Source organism: Treponema bryantii (genome assembly GCF_900113965.1).
In the GTDB taxonomy this organism is placed as follows: domain Bacteria; phylum Spirochaetota; class Spirochaetia; order Treponematales; family Treponemataceae; genus Treponema_D; species Treponema_D bryantii_A.
The window spans coordinates 146,476-161,182 of sequence record NZ_FORI01000008.1 but is presented as its reverse complement, the minus strand read 5'-3'; the positions used below and the strand labels follow the sequence as shown (position 1 = coordinate 161,182).

Here is a 14,707-nt window from a genome sequence, read left to right as displayed (position 1 = left end):
CTTTATATGTGAGGCAACAGCCTTGCATTATTTTTGAGATTTTAGTAAAGCGCTTTACTAAAAAGTAATGTTTAGTTTTGGAGGCTGAAACTATATGAAAACCATTTCCAGCAGAGTAAAGAAATCTCTCCCTCTATATCTGCTTTTGTTGCCATCAGCATTGCTCTTGTTCTGCTTCGCTTATCTTCCGCTTGGTGGGTTAGTTATGGCTTTTAAGAATTATTCTCCTGCTGTGGGAATTATTAAAAGTCCTTGGGTTGGATTTGCAAACTTTATCAAATTCTTTAAATCTTACCAGTTTGTATTAACAATAAAAAATACTCTTGTACTGAGCGTCTACGGAATTTTGATTGGTTTTCCTCTGGCAATTATGCTTGCCCTTATGTGTAATCAGTTGAGAAACGGGCTTTTTAAGAAGACTTTCCAGGTTGTAACTTATCTTCCTCATTTTATTTCAACAATGGTAATGTGCGGTTTGATTCTGCTTTTCCTTTCACCAAGTAATGGTCTTTTTGCAAATATTGCAAAACTGATTGGCATTAAGTTTCCAAATCTTATGGCAGATCCTAAAGCCTTTAAGCATATTTATGTCTGGAGTGATGTATGGCAGCACCTTGGCTGGGACAGTATCATCTATCTTGCAGCTCTTTCAAACATCGATCCAACTTATTATGAAGCTGCTACTATTGATGGGGCAGGAACCTTCCAGCAGATCCGTCATATTGATATTCCACTTATTCTTCCAACTGCAATGATTCTTCTGATTATGCGTGCCGGAAGTATTCTTGGGGTAGGATTCGAAAAGGTTTATCTTCTTCAGAATGTGCAGAATGCGATGTCGAGTGAAATCATATCTACTTATGTTTATAAGATGGGACTTCAGGGCGGACAGTACAGTCTTTCAACAGCTGTAGGTCTTTTTAATACTCTGGTTAATGTTGTTGTACTTCTTTTTGTTAATTTCATTTCCAAAAAGACAACGGAGACAAGTCTTTTATAGTCTTATAGTAAAGCGCTTTACTATAAGTGTACAGGAGTTATTTATGAGTATTAAAGATACAAAGAAACTGACACCAACAGATTTATTGTTCTACATAATTTCTATTCTGATCATTATTATAATTGCTTATCCATTATGGTTTGTAATCATTGCTTCGTTTTCTAACCCTGTTGATATTACAAACGGGGAAGTGTGGTTTCTTCCTAAGAAATGGGACTTTGGCGGCTACAGAGAATTATTTAAGCAGAAGCAGATCTGGACAAGTTACCTTAATACAATCATCTATACTTTGGTGGGAACTTTTATTGCACTGGCTGTAAATATTCCTGCCGGTTATGCAATGTCTCGTAAGGATCTTGTTGGCCGTAAATGGATTAATATTTTTTATCTGATTCCTATGTTTGTAAGTGGCGGATTGATTCCAACATATTTTATTGTAAAAGGCTTTGGACTTCTGGATTCCTTCTGGGTAATGGTTCTTCCGTTTTCAGTTTCAACCTATAACATCATTGTTGCAAAAACCTTTTTCCGTTCTTCACTGCCTGAATCTCTGTGGGATGCAGCTCAGATTGATGGCTGTGGAACAATAAGATATTTCTTTCAGTTTGCACTTCCTCTTTCTAAATCAGTTCTTGCAGTAATTGGCTTGTGGACTGCGGTTGGATTATGGAACTCATGGTTCAATGCCCTTATCTATCTTAATAAGGAAACTCTGCAGCCACTTCAGCTTTTGCTTAGAAGAATCCTGATCAGTAACTTGTCGTTATTGGGAGCTGCAACAGGTTCTATGGCTCAGGAACTCAGAAGACTTTCGGACATGATGAAATATGCGGCTATTGTTATTTCAACACTTCCGATTATGTGTCTCTATCCGTTCCTGCAAAAGTATTTCAATAAAGGTGTCATGATTGGCGCCATAAAAGAATAAACGCATATAGTAAAAAACAGGAGGCTATTATGCACAAAAGTTCAAAACTAGGTTTGGTGATTGGAGCAGTTCTTGCAACATCACTCTTGGCAGTAAGCTGCGGTGGAAAAGCCGCTGGTTCAAAAGGAAAGGACAGTAATTCTTTTGAAGTTGCAACAGTAAGATGGGCAGACTGGGGTGAAGCATATCACACAGGTTTCCCTGATGCAGCAGCAAAAGAAGCTGGCATTGATCTTAAGTGGCGTACGATCTTGAATTCAGATTGGGCTGATAAGAAAGCAGTAACTCTTGCGGGTGGCGACTTACCGGATGCCTTCCTCGGAGAAATCTGTTTCAGTGAGGCAGAGGTTCTTTCTAACAAAGGTCTCTTTATTCCTCTTGAATCTTATATTGATGAATACATGCCTAACTTCAAAAAGATTCTTGAAAAAGACAGTACAATGAAAGCACTGGCTACATCTTCAGACGGTCATATTTATGGTCTTCCTGCAAAGAAGGCTTTGCGTCTTAATGTATGGAACCAGATGTTTATTAATAAAACCTGGCTTGACCGTCTTGGTCTTGAAGTGCCTCAGACATATAAAGAATTTGAAGCAGTATTGAAAGCCTTCAAAGAAAAGGATGCAAATGGAAACGGCGATCCTAATGATGAAATTCCATTTGGTCAGGGATATGCAAACTCTGTAATGTTCTTCTGTCTTCCTTTTGGAACTACAATCGGAACAGACAATACTTATCAGATGGCTGTAAGAAATGACAAGCCTGTATTCCTTCCTACAACAGAGCAGTACAAAAACGGTGTTGCATGGATGCATGATTGTTATACAAAAGGTCTCATTGATCCGGAGCTTTTCACAGAAGACGGTTCAATGCGTGATGCAAAACTTATGAGCGAAACTCCAATTGTTGGTTGTGCTCCTGGATGGACTGCAGACTCTACATTTGGTCCTAATGCAGATCAGTATATTGCTCTTCCAGCTTTGGCAGGTCCAGACGGAAACCGTTATATTTCTTCTGACCCTGATCACGCAGGTTTCTCACGCTATGAGTTCCTTATTACTAAGAACTGTAAGAATCCTGGAAAACTTCTTTCTTGGGCAGATAAGTTCTATACAGAAGATGCTTCTATTCAGAACTTCTATGGTTCATTCGGAATTGGTACAGAAAAGAATTCTGATGGAACATATACAGTTCTTGAACCACGCGACGGAATGTCTGCAGATACTTATGCATGGGTAAGCTCACTCAGAGACTTTGGTCCAAAATATGTAGGAGATGATTTTAATGCAAAGGTAAAATATGCAGGAAGCAATGGAGATGCTGCAAAGCTTGTACTTAATGAAACTATGAAAAAATATGCAGTTCCAGCATTCCCTAACGTAAGTTATACCGTAAGCCAGCTGAATGACATGCTTACTCTTTACACAGATTTGTCTTCTTATGTTTCAACATATCAGGCAACCTGGGTAACAGATGGTGGTATTGAAAGTCAGTGGAATGAATATATTACGACCTTGAATCGCATGGGTCTGGATAAATTCTTAAAGATTCAGACTGATGCTTATAACACATATAAGAGCAACCAGTAGTAAAACGTATTAAAAAGAGTTTCTTTTTAGTTTCCGAAGCCACACCTCCGGTTTCGGAAACTTTTTCAAAACAATTAATTTGGAGCACATGATGAAAGCCACTTATAGAATTAATACGGAATCTAAAGCAAATAACAACAATACTTTTTGTTTTGACAAACTCAGAATAACACTTCTTACATCTCGCCTTGTACGTCTTGAATGGAGTGAAGAAAAAATCTTTTCAGATGAGCCGACTCAAAAAGTTTGGTTCCGTGGTTTTTGTGATGTACCCCACACACGTCGAGAAAAAAATGGAGTTACCTTAATTCAGACGGAACATCTTAGTGTTGAAGTACAAGAAAAAAATACACTGCGGGAATCTGTAAAAATCATCTTAAAAGAAAGACCGGATTCAAATATTCCGTCTTTCTTAATGCCGGATACCTGGTGTTATGGAGATGAAATAAAAACTCTGAAAGGAACTGCCAGAACCCTTGATAATGCAAATGGGGAAATAGAACTTGAAGAAGGAATTATTTCCAGAGCAGGCTTTACTGTGCTTGATGACAGTAAGAGCTGTCTGATCGCAGCCGAGGGCGAACTGTTGCAGCGCAAAGATCCAGATGCAATAGATATTTACTTTTTTGGCTATGGAAAGAACTATAAAGAGTGTCTGAAAGATTTTCTTACTCTTACGGGCCGCCCGCCATTACTGCCACGTTATGCCTTGGGAAACTGGTGGAGCCGCTATCACAGATATACTCAGAACGAATACAAGGAACTTGTTGAGCGTTTTGAAAAAGAAAACATTCCTCTTGCAGTTGCTGTAATTGATATGGACTGGCACATTACAGAAATTGATAAGTCCATTGGAAGCGGCTGGACCGGTTATACCTGGAATAAAGAATTCTTTCCTGAACCGGAAGAGTTTCTTTCTTGGCTTCATGAACATAAGCTGAAGGTTTCGCTCAATGTACATCCTGCAGAAGGGGTGGGCCGTCATGAAGATGCGTACGAAGCAATGAAAAAAGCTCTCAATCTTCCTGTAGATGGAAAGTCTGTTGAGTTTGATATTACTGATCCAAAATTTACAGAAGCATATTTTAGCTGCCTGCATGAACCTCTTGAAAAACAGGGAGTTGATTTCTGGTGGATTGACTGGCAGCAAGGCTTTACAACAAAGCTTCCGGGCGTTGATCCTCTGTGGGTATTAAATCATTATCATTTTCTTGATAACGCAAAAAATGGACACAGACCTCTGATTCTTTCGCGCTATGCGGGACCGGGAAGTCACCGCTATCCTGTAGGCTTTTCAGGCGACTCAATTATTTCGTGGAAGTCTCTTGAGTTTCAGCCTTATTTTACAGCAAATGCAAGTAATATTGGTTATGGCTGGTGGAGTCATGATATTGGCGGTCATATGCTTGGTGCATACGATGAAGAGCTTCAGGTAAGATGGATTCAGTTTGGAGTATTTTCTCCGGTAATGCGTTTACATTGCTCGGCGAGTCCGTTCAATCATAAAGAGCCATGGAAGTACAAGGCTGATGCAAGCAAAATTGTCACAAGATTTATGCAGCTGCGTCATCGTATGATTCCATATCTTTATACAATGAACTATCTGTATTCTGTGAACGGGGAGCCTCTGCTCCAGCCAATGTATTATTATTATCCAGATGAACGTGAAGCTTATAATGTTCCAAACCAGTATTTCTTTGGAACGGAATTAATCTGTGCACCTGTTACAAAACCTAAGGATGCAAAGTTGAACCGTTCTGAAGTTTCGGTATGGCTGCCTCAGGGAAGTTTCACAGATGTGTTTACTGGAGTTACTTATGAGGGAGGAAGAAAGCTTACACTTTACCGTTCGTTAGATGATATTCCGGTTCTTATTAAGAGCGGCGGAATAGTTCCTCTTGCCGGAAAGGATGAACTTAAAAATCATAATAAACTTCCTGAAACTCTGGACATTTATTCTGCTGCTGGTTGTGGTGAGTTTACTTTGTATGAGGATGATGGAGAGAGTCTTTCGTACCTGGAAGGAAAAGCTGTAAATACAAAGATGACAATTCAGAGTGGGGAGAAAATTGTTTTTACAATTGACTCTCCTGCCGGGGATACAGAACTTTTGCCAGGGGTGCGAAAATATAATCTTCATATTTTGAATTGTAATAACCTTGAGTCTGCAGTCATTCTCAAAAATGGAAAGAATACTGACGTTAAGAATAATCTTTCTTTTACTTATGATTATGTAAAACGTGAAGCGGTTGTAAGTTTTGAGGGTGGGGTAAATGAAAAAATCCAGGTGACATTAACCTGTTCTAAAACTGATACAAAGATTCTTGCTCGAAAGAAAAAGCGGCTTTTTGATTTGCTTGATTCAATGGAATGTGAGTTCCTGGAAAAAGAAAGAATTTTTGAAGCAGCAGAAAAGGCTGGCTTTGATGCTCTGAAAGTTGGACAGAGTCTGCTGAATAAGAAAATTAATCCTGCAGTTATAGAAGCTGTCCTTGAACTGCTTTAGCGGAGATTTCTGGCAGTGGCACTGTTGCACTTAAAATTTGTGTTATAGTGTGATATAGTGAATTTATTCAGGTTTGATTATGGTAACTATAAACGATATTGCAAAAGAAGCGGGCGTAAGTATTTCTACAGTTTCTAATGTTATTCATGGAGTAAAAACTCATGTGTCTCCGGAAACTGCAGAAAGAATTATGAAGATTATCGAAAAGAAACAGTACAAACCGAATATGTCTGCCAGAGCTCTTGCTACAAAGAATTCCAGAATTATTGGAATGCTGAGCCATGTAGAAAAACAGGATTTTTCCTGTTTACCTGAAGATCCTTTTTTGGGAATGCTCTTTAGAAGTGTAGAGATGGAGCTGAGTGCCAGAAATTATTATCTGATGATAAAAACTGTGAGCACAGAAGAAGAGCTTTTGGATCTTCATAAAAACTGGAACTTTGCGGGAATTATCATTCATGGTGTATTTGAAGGTAGCTTCTTTAATCAGCTTACAAAAATCACTATTCCCTGTGTACTCGTAGACAGTTATATCAAACATAACCGCTTTTTGAATGTGGGACTTGAAGACTTTAAGGGCGGCTATACTGCTACTTCCTATCTGATTGAAAAGGGCCACAAAAACATTGCCTTTGCTTCTCCTGATATTTTTGAAACTGGTGTTGTCGCAGAAAGATTTGCCGGCTATAAAGCAGCCTTAAAGGATGCGGGAATTGAGTTTAATCCTGATAATGTATTTCAGGTTTCTACACTTGATAGCGGCTGGTCAATTGGTGAAAAGATTGCACTGCGTCCGGATATTACGGGTGTTTTTGCTACTGCAGATTTTCTTGCTATGGGAATTATTTCTGCTTTGCAGAGTAAAAATATTAGAGTACCGGAAGATAAATCTGTTATTGGATTTGATGATTTATATGCGAGCCAGCTGTTTAATCCGCCTCTTACAACAATCCGTCAGGATGTCAAACTTAAAGGAAGCATTGCAGTAAAGACTCTTGTTGATTTAATAGAGGGGCGTGAAATCAGCGAAAATACGGTTCTTCCTGTTGATCTTGTTGAGCGAGAATCAGTAAAACAAATCTAAAAAAAATTAAAAAATTTGTAAAAATTCTGATTTTACTTATTGACATAAATCACCGTTTCATATAATATAACAAACATCACGCGGGCGTAGCGAAGCTGGTTATCGCGCTGGCCTGTCACGCCGGAGATCGCGGGTTCGAGCCCCGCCGCTCGCGCTAAGCCTTCCGATTATCGGAAGGCCTTTTTTTTGATAAGTGCAATGACACGGGTTTAACGGGCAATAGCGCAGTTGGTAGCGCGCGACGTTCGGGACGTTGAGGTCGCTGGTTCAAATCCAGTTTGCCCGATTACGAAAAAGAATAAAAAAAGCTTTCCGTAAAGGAAAGCTTTTTTGTTTTTTATGCAAAATACTGCGGGTACTTCTTTTTGATTTCATCTTCCTGTATGTGCTTGCGGGAAAGATGTTTGTCTAATGCTTTGCGGGCGCCGGCTGGATCTTTTGCCTTGAAGGCTTCTAGAATTTCTTCGTGCTCTTTTACAATGCGCTCTGCATTAAACGAGTGAAGGGTGAGCTCACGGATTCTGTCGTAGTGAATGCTCATCAGTCTTACCATATAGTGACACTGCATCTTGTTTGTAATCTTATACATTATTTCATGGAAGGCATTGTCCAGTTCCATAATCTTATCCAGATTATTCTTTTCATAGTAGAAACGCTGAAGAGTAACGTTTTCTTCCATTTCCTGAATATCGGCTTCTGTAGCCTGTGCACATGCCATTTCTGTAATTGCAGATTCAATTGTTGAACGGACAAATACAGCTTCATCAACATGAGCCATATCAATAAGGCTTACATGGCTTCCTCTCTGTGGAAGGATTTCAATTATTTTAGTAGAAGAAAGTTCCTGCATAGCTTCGTGAACAGGAGTTCGTGAAAGATTCAGTTCGTTAGCAATATCCTGTTCGCTGATCATGCTGCCTGGAGCAAGTTCAAGGTTTACAATATTTTCCTTGATTACACGAAGTGCATATTCTCTGTTTGTTTCTTTTTCATGCTTTTCTGTGTTTTTCATATATCCCTCCATAATAAAGTTTAGTTTAATTACCGTCAATAATGCTTTTTTCTTATGAAATAACAACATTTTTCTTGACTTTTAGTAATTATGCATTATCATACTAATTATACAAGCGTACTAGTATGCAAGTAGTACTTGTGTAGATTATAACACACAATCTAAAAAAGCAGGTAATAAAATGTTTAAGAAAAAAGAAAAAATTGATAAAGCAGTCAGGGCTGCAAGCTTCAAAAAGTACATGCGTAAGTACTGGCAGTTCTATGCATTACTTCTTATTCCAATCCTTTACTATATCATCTTCCGTTATGTTCCTATGGCTGGAAACGTTATTGCTTTCCGTCGTTACAGGGCAGGCGGTAGTCTTTTTGGTGATAAATGGAGCGGTCTGAAGTATTTTAAGCAGTTTATTGGTGATAAAACTTTCTGGCGTGCCTTCAGAAATACTCTGGTTCTTAATGTCTCTTATCTTGCAGTGCGATTCCCTTTGACTTTGATTTTTGCTCTTCTTTTGAATGAAATAAAGGCTCTGTGGTGGAAGAAGTTCGTACAGACAGTTTCTTATCTGCCTCACTTTATTTCTATGGTAATCGTTACCGGTATGATTCGTGAGCTTGTTTCTACAAGCGGTCCGCTCAACCAGATGATTGCACATTTTGGCGGTGAAAAGATTTCTTTCATTGCTTTTCCTCAGTACTTCAATCCGATTTTTGTAATTTCCGGTGTATGGCAGGCTTTAGGATGGGGAACTATCCTTTATCTTGCTGCTATTGCGGGAATCAATCCTTCATTATATGAAGCTGCCGAAGTTGATGGTGCTAATCACTTCCAGCGTGTGTGGCATGTAACTATTCCGTGTATTCTGCCAACTATTACAACCTTGCTTATTCTTGATATCGGAGGCCTTGTTGGTTCGGGCGGTGCCTTTGAAAAAGTATTCCTTTTGTATAACCCAATGACATACGAAACAGCAGATATTATTTCTACCTTTGTATTCCGAATGGGTCTTGGTTCCGGTAACTACAGCTATGCTACTGCCGTAGGTTTGTTTGAAGCCGTTTTGAATCTTTGTCTGCTTACAATAGCAAATAAGATTTCAAAGAAAGTTTCTGGCTCAGGCTTGTGGTAATGGAGGATTAAGATGGCTGAGAAAACTGGCGTAAAAGTAAAAGAATCAACAGGATATATCGTTTTTAAGTGGTTTAATACGGCAATTATGATTCTGGTTTGTGCTGCAACTTTGTATCCTTTTTTGTATCTGGTAGCACAGTCTTTTTCTTCTGAAGAAGCAATTACTTTGGGAAAGGTTAGCATTTTACCAGTTGGCTTTAATTTAGAAACTTATAAGTCTGTATTTGAAAAAGGTGAATTCATGCATTCTTATAAGAACACAGTTGTTTATTCCATTCTTGGAACAATACTTTCACTTGTGTTCAGCTGCTGTATGGCGTATCCGCTTTCTAAAAAAGAATTGAAAGGATACAAGCTTCTTACAAAGTTTGTAATCTTTACAATGTACTTTGGTGGTGGTTTGATCCCGAACTACGTTCTTATGATGAAACTTCATCTTGTAAATCATGTAGCAGGCTTTATTATTCCATCTCTGCTTAGTACTTATTATATCATCCTTATGAAATCATTCTTTGCTGAAACTCCACATGAACTGGAGGAGGCTGGAGAGCTTGATGGTTTAAGTCCAATTGGTATTTTTGTGCGTATTGTATTGCCGCTTTCTATGCCAATTATTGCAACTATGATTTTGTTCAACGCTGTTGGTTACTGGAACAACTGGTATAATGCATTCCTTTATCTTGATAAAAAAGAAATGTGGCCGGTTGCATATTATCTTAAGACTGTTATTTCCGGTGCTTCTACATCTGCTGATCCTGGAGAGGCTAGCGCAGAAAAGATGCAGATTGCTGCAAATATCAGGTCTTGTTCTATGGTTCTTATGGCATTGCCGATTATTTGTATTTACCCGTTCATCTCGAAATACTACGTAGAGGGTATGATGCTCGGTGGTGTAAAAGAGTGATATAGAAAAGTTTTTATCAAAAGGAGGATAAAACTATGAAAAAGGTTGTAACTTTAACTGTTGCAATTATGTGTGTAGCAGCTATGTTTGCTGCTCCTTGGTCAAAAAAGGCAAAGGGTAAGAAAGCCGAAGCTTCTGGTTATACTTTCGGTGAGGAAAAAACATTCCGCTCTGAGAAGCCAGTAACTTACTCTATTTCTTTCAGTGATGCCGCATGGTATGCAATGCAGGATACCTGGAAAACAGAAGGTATTTTCAAGGATATTGAAAATGTAACAAATGTTCACCTTGACATAACTTCTTACGATTCTGGTGACTACGAACAGAAGATTAACCTTGCCATCAATGCTGGAAAACCAACTTATATCATTCCAAAGGTTTATACAGAAGATAAATATGTTGCTGGAGGCGGTGTAGTTGCTGTATCTGATTATGTTCAGTATATGCCTAACTTCCTTGCATTCGTAAAGAAATATAATATGGAGCCGGATCTGGCTACAATTACACAGAGTGATGGAAAATTCTACCGCTTGCCAGGTATGCACGAAGCTGCTCTTCAGGACTATACACTTATGGTTCGTGAAGATATTTTCAAGGCTGCAGGTTATGATATTCGTGAACTTGAGAAGACATGGACATGGGAAAGCCTTCTTGATGTACTCCTTGGTGTAAAGAAGTACATGGTTTCACAGGGTATGTGTAAAGAATCTGACTACATCTGGTCTGACCTCTGGTGTGGTGAAGGTGTTGTAAATGGTGGTAACCTTCTTAAATTGATGGGTGCTTCTTACAATGTACTTTCTGGTTGGGCTATTGATGGTTCAAACGGTGGTATTAAATATGACTACAAGAAGAAGGAATTCTACTCTTCTTCTATCAGTGAAGATTTCAAGAAATTCATTACTGTAGCTAACAGCTTTATTAAGGCAGGAATTCTTGATCCAGAAACATTCACACAGTCAAATGATACAGCTCATAACAAGTTCTACAGTGGAAAGACAGTAATTATGTCTACAAACCGCTCTATGATGTCTAACGATATCGCAGGTGTTCAGAAGATTCTTGGCGACAAGGCAAAGTGCTATGTAACAGCATATCCTTCAGGAACAAACAAGAACCTTGCAGAAACTTCACGTCTTGAATGTGGTGTTATGATTTCTCAGAGAGCTCTCGATGAACTTGGAGAAAAAGAATTCATTAAACTTATGCGCTTTGTAGACTGGATGTTCTATTCTAAAGAAGCTTACACACTCTGTAAGTGGGGTCCACAGGGCAAGACTTGGGATTACGCTACTGTTAATGGAAAACAGGTTAAAAAGCTTCTTCCAGGCTTTAAGTGTGGTGGTCTTGGTCTTTCTGGTTCAGATGATGATGTTGATATCCGCCTTAAGTGGGGATACGCTGGTGGTAACTATTTCTATGGTCACTCAACAGCTGAATCAACAGATGCTTTCACTCCAGAGGTACAGGATCTGTATGCACGCTATGCAAAATACAAGACAGTTGCTGTTGTAGATCCAAAGGCTAAGCCATCTGAGGATGAACGTGAACAGTTGAATCTTTGGGCAACTCCACTCACTGATAACATCAATGCTTGGACACTCAAATTCGTAACTGGACAGAAGGATATCAATAAGGATTGGAACGAATATGTTTCAAGCTGTAAGAATCTTAATATAGACAAGATTGTAAAACTTACAAACGATATCTATAAGAAACAGAACAAGTAGTATGATTATATGGTGGTTTCGATACAGCCTTCGGCTTACTCAACCACCGTGTAAAAAACGAACGGTGGTTAAGGGTCTGCGAAGCGGATTTATCGAAACCACCGTTTTTTTTATATCTGCGAGTTCCTGCGCTGTTTTGGCGTAATTCCCCTGATTTTTTTGTAAGTGCGGATAAAGTGGCTGGCATCGGTAAAGCCTGTTTCCTGACTGATGTAGTCCAGGGTTTTGTCTGTGTAAAGGAGAAGGGTATCTGCCTTACAGATTCTTATAAACTCGATATATTCTTTGCAGGTTTTTCCAAACTGGGTCTTAAACTGCTTTGCAAAGTTTGAGTAGCACATACCGCATTTGGAAGCAAGATCTTCTATGCTGATATTTTCAGATGAATGCTTGTCGATGTATTCGAGTACAGAAAAGTCTTTTGTAGAGAACTGATCAAAGGTGGTTTTTGAAGAAAACTGAAAACCGTGACGTAACCAGATTCTCATAACTTCCGTGATAATAAGACTTATCATAGAAGCAACCTTTATATCGTAGCCAAACTGGCGGTTATTTGTTTCCCAGATACAATATTCAAAATACATTTTTACCGGATTAAAGCGAAGGTCTCTTGCCGTAAGAAGATTAGATGCTTCTGAAGCAGAGTTTGCCCGGTCCAGAAGCTTAGGAAGCTTTGGAGAACCCGGAGTTGTATTTGAGAGAATCATATCATCGAACTTAATGACATAGAAAAATGGTTTGTCTGGATATTCCTCTTTTACAGGATAGTCCAGAAAGGCATGAATCTGTTTTGGGTGGAAGATAATCATATCTCCGGGATTCATGGTGTACTGTTTGCCATCAACTTCTGCATACAGAACGCCGCTTACAAGATAAACCATCTCTGTAAAATAATGCCAGTGAGGTTTAACATACTTCCAGTCTCCGGAAAAGGCTTGAAAAGGTGCATTAAGACTGTCGCTGTATTCGAATAAGTCGTCCATGTATCCTCCGTAGAGATTTGTACAATTATATTCCCCTTTTTTTATAGCATGGAATTGCAAGTAATGCTAGTGTAAAATTGAGGTTTTTATGAAAGAAAAAACTGCTTTTTCTTGGGTATGGTCGTACGTACGAAAATATCGTTTTGGAATGGCTGCAGGCCTTTTTTTGAGTGTTATTGTTGCAGCAATGAATATGGTAAACCCTCTTGTTACCGGTTCTATCGTAGATAAGGTAATTAAGGGCGGACAGCATGAGCTCTTGTTCAAATTGATTGCAATTATGCTTGGTGTAGTAGTAGGAAAATCAATTTTCAGATACAGCTATCAGGTAATTTTTGAACATTGTTCACAAAATGTAATCTTAAAGATGCGTGAAGATCTGTATGCGCATATCCAGAAACTGGATTTTTCATGGTATGATAATGCGCCTTCCGGAAACGTAATGACTCTGCTTACATCTGACCTGGATAAGGTTCGTCACTTTGTTGCATGGGTTTTATATCAGATTCTTGAGAACAGTCTCATATATATTTTTTCAATTATTACACTGGCTTCAATTAACTGGAAGCTTACACTTGCCTTCCTTGTTATTGCTCCTCCGGTTCTTCTGCTTGTTAAAAAATTCAAGGTACATATCAGACCGGCTCATATGCGTGTTCGCGACCAGTTTGCGGTATTAAATACACGTGTAGGTGAGAACATTGAAGGTAACCGTGTAGTAAAAGCTTTTGTGCGCGAGAACTATGAGACAGAACGTTTTGAAAAAGAAAATGAAGGCTATCGTGATGTTTCTGTAGCCAATGCAGATATGCGCGTAAAGTTTATGCCTTGGATTGATGCTTTGTGTCAGGTGCTTCCGGTAATTCTTATTTTGTTCGGTGGCTATCTTGTAATCAATAATGAAATGACAATTGGTCAGTTGGTAACTTTTAACGGCCTTATGTGGGCCTTTATTCAGCCAATCAATATGTTCGGAAACCTTGTTGATAATACACAGAACTTTGGAGCTTCTGCCGACAGACTTTTTGAACTTTATAAAGCAGAACCAAAAATCAAAAACACAACTGAAGCAGAAAATTCAGCAGAAGGCACTGTAGAGAAAACTTCTATTGAGGGACGTGTTGAATTCAGAAATGTCTGCTTTGCATATAACGAAACTCCTGTAATCAAGGACATGAGTTTTGTGATTGAGCCGGGAACTACAGTTGGTATTCTTGGCCCAACAGGAAGCGGTAAATCTACAATTGCAAACCTTATGTGCCGCTACTACGATGCAGATTCAGGACAGATTCTGATTGACGGAAAGGATGTCCGCGAATATAACCTGCAGGAGCTGCGCCGCAATGTTGGTATTACAATGCAGGAAGCCTTCCTTTTCAGTGATACTGTAGAAGGAAATATTGCTTTTGCAAAAACAGATGCTTCTTTTGAAGATGTAGAAAATGCTGCTGAACTTGCCCGTGTTAAGGAATTCATTGGAGACCTTACCGACGGCTATGACACAATTGTAGGTGAGCGTGGAGTAGGCTTGAGTGGAGGACAGAAACAGCGTATTGCACTGGCACGTCTTTTCCTTGCAGATCCTAAGATTATGATTCTTGATGACACTACAAGTGCTGTAGATAACGATACGGAATATAAAATTCGTCAGTCTATAAAGAGCCGCAGTGAAGGACACACAGCTTTCATTATCAGCCACAGAGTTTCTTCATTTGAAAACTGTGATGTAATTCTTGTAATTCAGGATGGCCAGATTATTGATAAGGGAAGTCACCAGGAACTTATTTCCCGTGACGGATATTACCACGATGTATGGGCTGAACAGGCTGGTAAATAGGTA

Annotated in this window: 11 protein-coding genes and 2 tRNA genes; 11 read left to right on the top strand and 2 right to left on the bottom strand. The window is 39.0% G+C overall.

The features are described from left to right. Window positions 1-94: 94 nt before the first annotated feature. The 7 genes from BM161_RS11330 to BM161_RS11300 all read left to right on the top strand — a co-directional run bounded on the left by BM161_RS11330 (window position 95) and on the right by BM161_RS11300 (window position 7,393). A complete protein-coding gene (locus BM161_RS11330) occupies window positions 95-1,000 on the top strand; it encodes an ABC transporter permease (RefSeq protein WP_074932774.1) in 906 nt (301 codons plus the stop codon). Window positions 1,001-1,043: 43 nt separating this feature from the next. Then, on the top strand, window positions 1,044-1,928 hold the full coding sequence (locus BM161_RS11325) for a carbohydrate ABC transporter permease (RefSeq protein WP_074932772.1): 885 nt from the start codon (window positions 1,044-1,046) through the stop codon (window positions 1,926-1,928). Between the two features lie 29 nt (window positions 1,929-1,957). Continuing rightward, entirely contained in the window at window positions 1,958-3,517 is a 1,560-nt protein-coding gene (locus BM161_RS11320; protein WP_074932771.1) for a type 2 periplasmic-binding domain-containing protein, read from the top strand. A 91-nt stretch (window positions 3,518-3,608) separates the two neighbouring features. Next, complete coding sequence (locus BM161_RS11315; protein ID WP_074932769.1) at window positions 3,609-6,023, top strand: glycoside hydrolase family 31 protein; 2,415 nt, start codon at window positions 3,609-3,611, stop codon at window positions 6,021-6,023. A gap of 79 nt (window positions 6,024-6,102) precedes the next feature. Next, on the top strand, window positions 6,103-7,107 hold the full coding sequence (locus BM161_RS11310) for a LacI family DNA-binding transcriptional regulator (RefSeq protein WP_074932767.1): 1,005 nt from the start codon (window positions 6,103-6,105) through the stop codon (window positions 7,105-7,107). Window positions 7,108-7,187: 80 nt separating this feature from the next. Next, window positions 7,188-7,261 (top strand) — tRNA-Asp (locus BM161_RS11305). A gap of 59 nt (window positions 7,262-7,320) precedes the next feature. After that, window positions 7,321-7,393, top strand: a tRNA-Pro gene (locus BM161_RS11300). A gap of 51 nt (window positions 7,394-7,444) precedes the next feature. Here BM161_RS11300 and BM161_RS11295 read toward each other — a convergent pair. Beyond that, window positions 7,445-8,119, bottom strand: coding sequence for a GntR family transcriptional regulator (locus BM161_RS11295; RefSeq protein WP_074932766.1), 675 nt, complete (start codon window positions 8,117-8,119; stop codon window positions 7,445-7,447). A gap of 181 nt (window positions 8,120-8,300) precedes the next feature. On the opposite strand from BM161_RS11295, the gene BM161_RS11290 reads away from it, so the two are divergent. Genes BM161_RS11290 through BM161_RS11280 form a run of 3 tightly spaced genes read left to right on the top strand, consistent with a single transcriptional unit; the run spans window position 8,301 to window position 11,884 of the window. Then, entirely contained in the window at window positions 8,301-9,248 is a 948-nt protein-coding gene (locus tag BM161_RS11290; RefSeq protein ID WP_074932763.1) for an ABC transporter permease, read from the top strand. 12 nt (window positions 9,249-9,260) lie between these two features. Continuing rightward, window positions 9,261-10,154 carry a carbohydrate ABC transporter permease gene (locus BM161_RS11285; RefSeq protein ID WP_074932761.1) on the top strand — a complete coding sequence of 298 codons (894 nt, stop codon included), beginning with the start codon at window positions 9,261-9,263 and terminating at the stop codon, window positions 10,152-10,154. Between the two features lie 35 nt (window positions 10,155-10,189). Then, window positions 10,190-11,884, top strand: coding sequence for an extracellular solute-binding protein (locus BM161_RS11280; protein ID WP_074932759.1), 1,695 nt, complete (start codon window positions 10,190-10,192; stop codon window positions 11,882-11,884). Between the two features lie 110 nt (window positions 11,885-11,994). Here BM161_RS11280 and BM161_RS11275 read toward each other — a convergent pair whose 3' ends face one another. Further along, window positions 11,995-12,867, bottom strand: coding sequence for an AraC family transcriptional regulator (locus BM161_RS11275; protein ID WP_074932757.1), 873 nt, complete (start codon window positions 12,865-12,867; stop codon window positions 11,995-11,997). Between the two features lie 88 nt (window positions 12,868-12,955). On the opposite strand from BM161_RS11275, the gene BM161_RS11270 reads away from it, so the two are divergent. After that, complete coding sequence (locus BM161_RS11270) at window positions 12,956-14,704, top strand: ABC transporter ATP-binding protein (RefSeq protein ID WP_074932755.1); 1,749 nt, start codon at window positions 12,956-12,958, stop codon at window positions 14,702-14,704. Window positions 14,705-14,707: the final 3 nt, after the last annotated feature.

Excerpts from the sequence above, each read along its gene's own strand:
- BM161_RS11330 (WP_074932774.1), top strand. The coding sequence starts at position 95 with ATGAAAACCATTTCCAGCAGAGTAAAGAAATCTCTCCCTCTATATCTG.
- BM161_RS11325 (WP_074932772.1), top strand. The coding sequence starts at position 1,044 with ATGAGTATTAAAGATACAAAGAAACTGACACCAACAGATTTATTGTTC.
- BM161_RS11320 (WP_074932771.1), top strand. The coding sequence starts at position 1,958 with ATGCACAAAAGTTCAAAACTAGGTTTGGTGATTGGAGCAGTTCTTGCA.
- BM161_RS11315 (WP_074932769.1), top strand. The coding sequence starts at position 3,609 with ATGAAAGCCACTTATAGAATTAATACGGAATCTAAAGCAAATAACAAC.
- BM161_RS11310 (WP_074932767.1), top strand. The coding sequence starts at position 6,103 with ATGGTAACTATAAACGATATTGCAAAAGAAGCGGGCGTAAGTATTTCT.
- BM161_RS11295 (WP_074932766.1), bottom strand. The coding sequence starts at position 8,119 with ATGAAAAACACAGAAAAGCATGAAAAAGAAACAAACAGAGAATATGCA.
- BM161_RS11290 (WP_074932763.1), top strand. The coding sequence starts at position 8,301 with ATGTTTAAGAAAAAAGAAAAAATTGATAAAGCAGTCAGGGCTGCAAGC.
- BM161_RS11285 (WP_074932761.1), top strand. The coding sequence starts at position 9,261 with ATGGCTGAGAAAACTGGCGTAAAAGTAAAAGAATCAACAGGATATATC.
- BM161_RS11280 (WP_074932759.1), top strand. The coding sequence starts at position 10,190 with ATGAAAAAGGTTGTAACTTTAACTGTTGCAATTATGTGTGTAGCAGCT.
- BM161_RS11275 (WP_074932757.1), bottom strand. The coding sequence starts at position 12,867 with ATGGACGACTTATTCGAATACAGCGACAGTCTTAATGCACCTTTTCAA.
- BM161_RS11270 (WP_074932755.1), top strand. The coding sequence starts at position 12,956 with ATGAAAGAAAAAACTGCTTTTTCTTGGGTATGGTCGTACGTACGAAAA.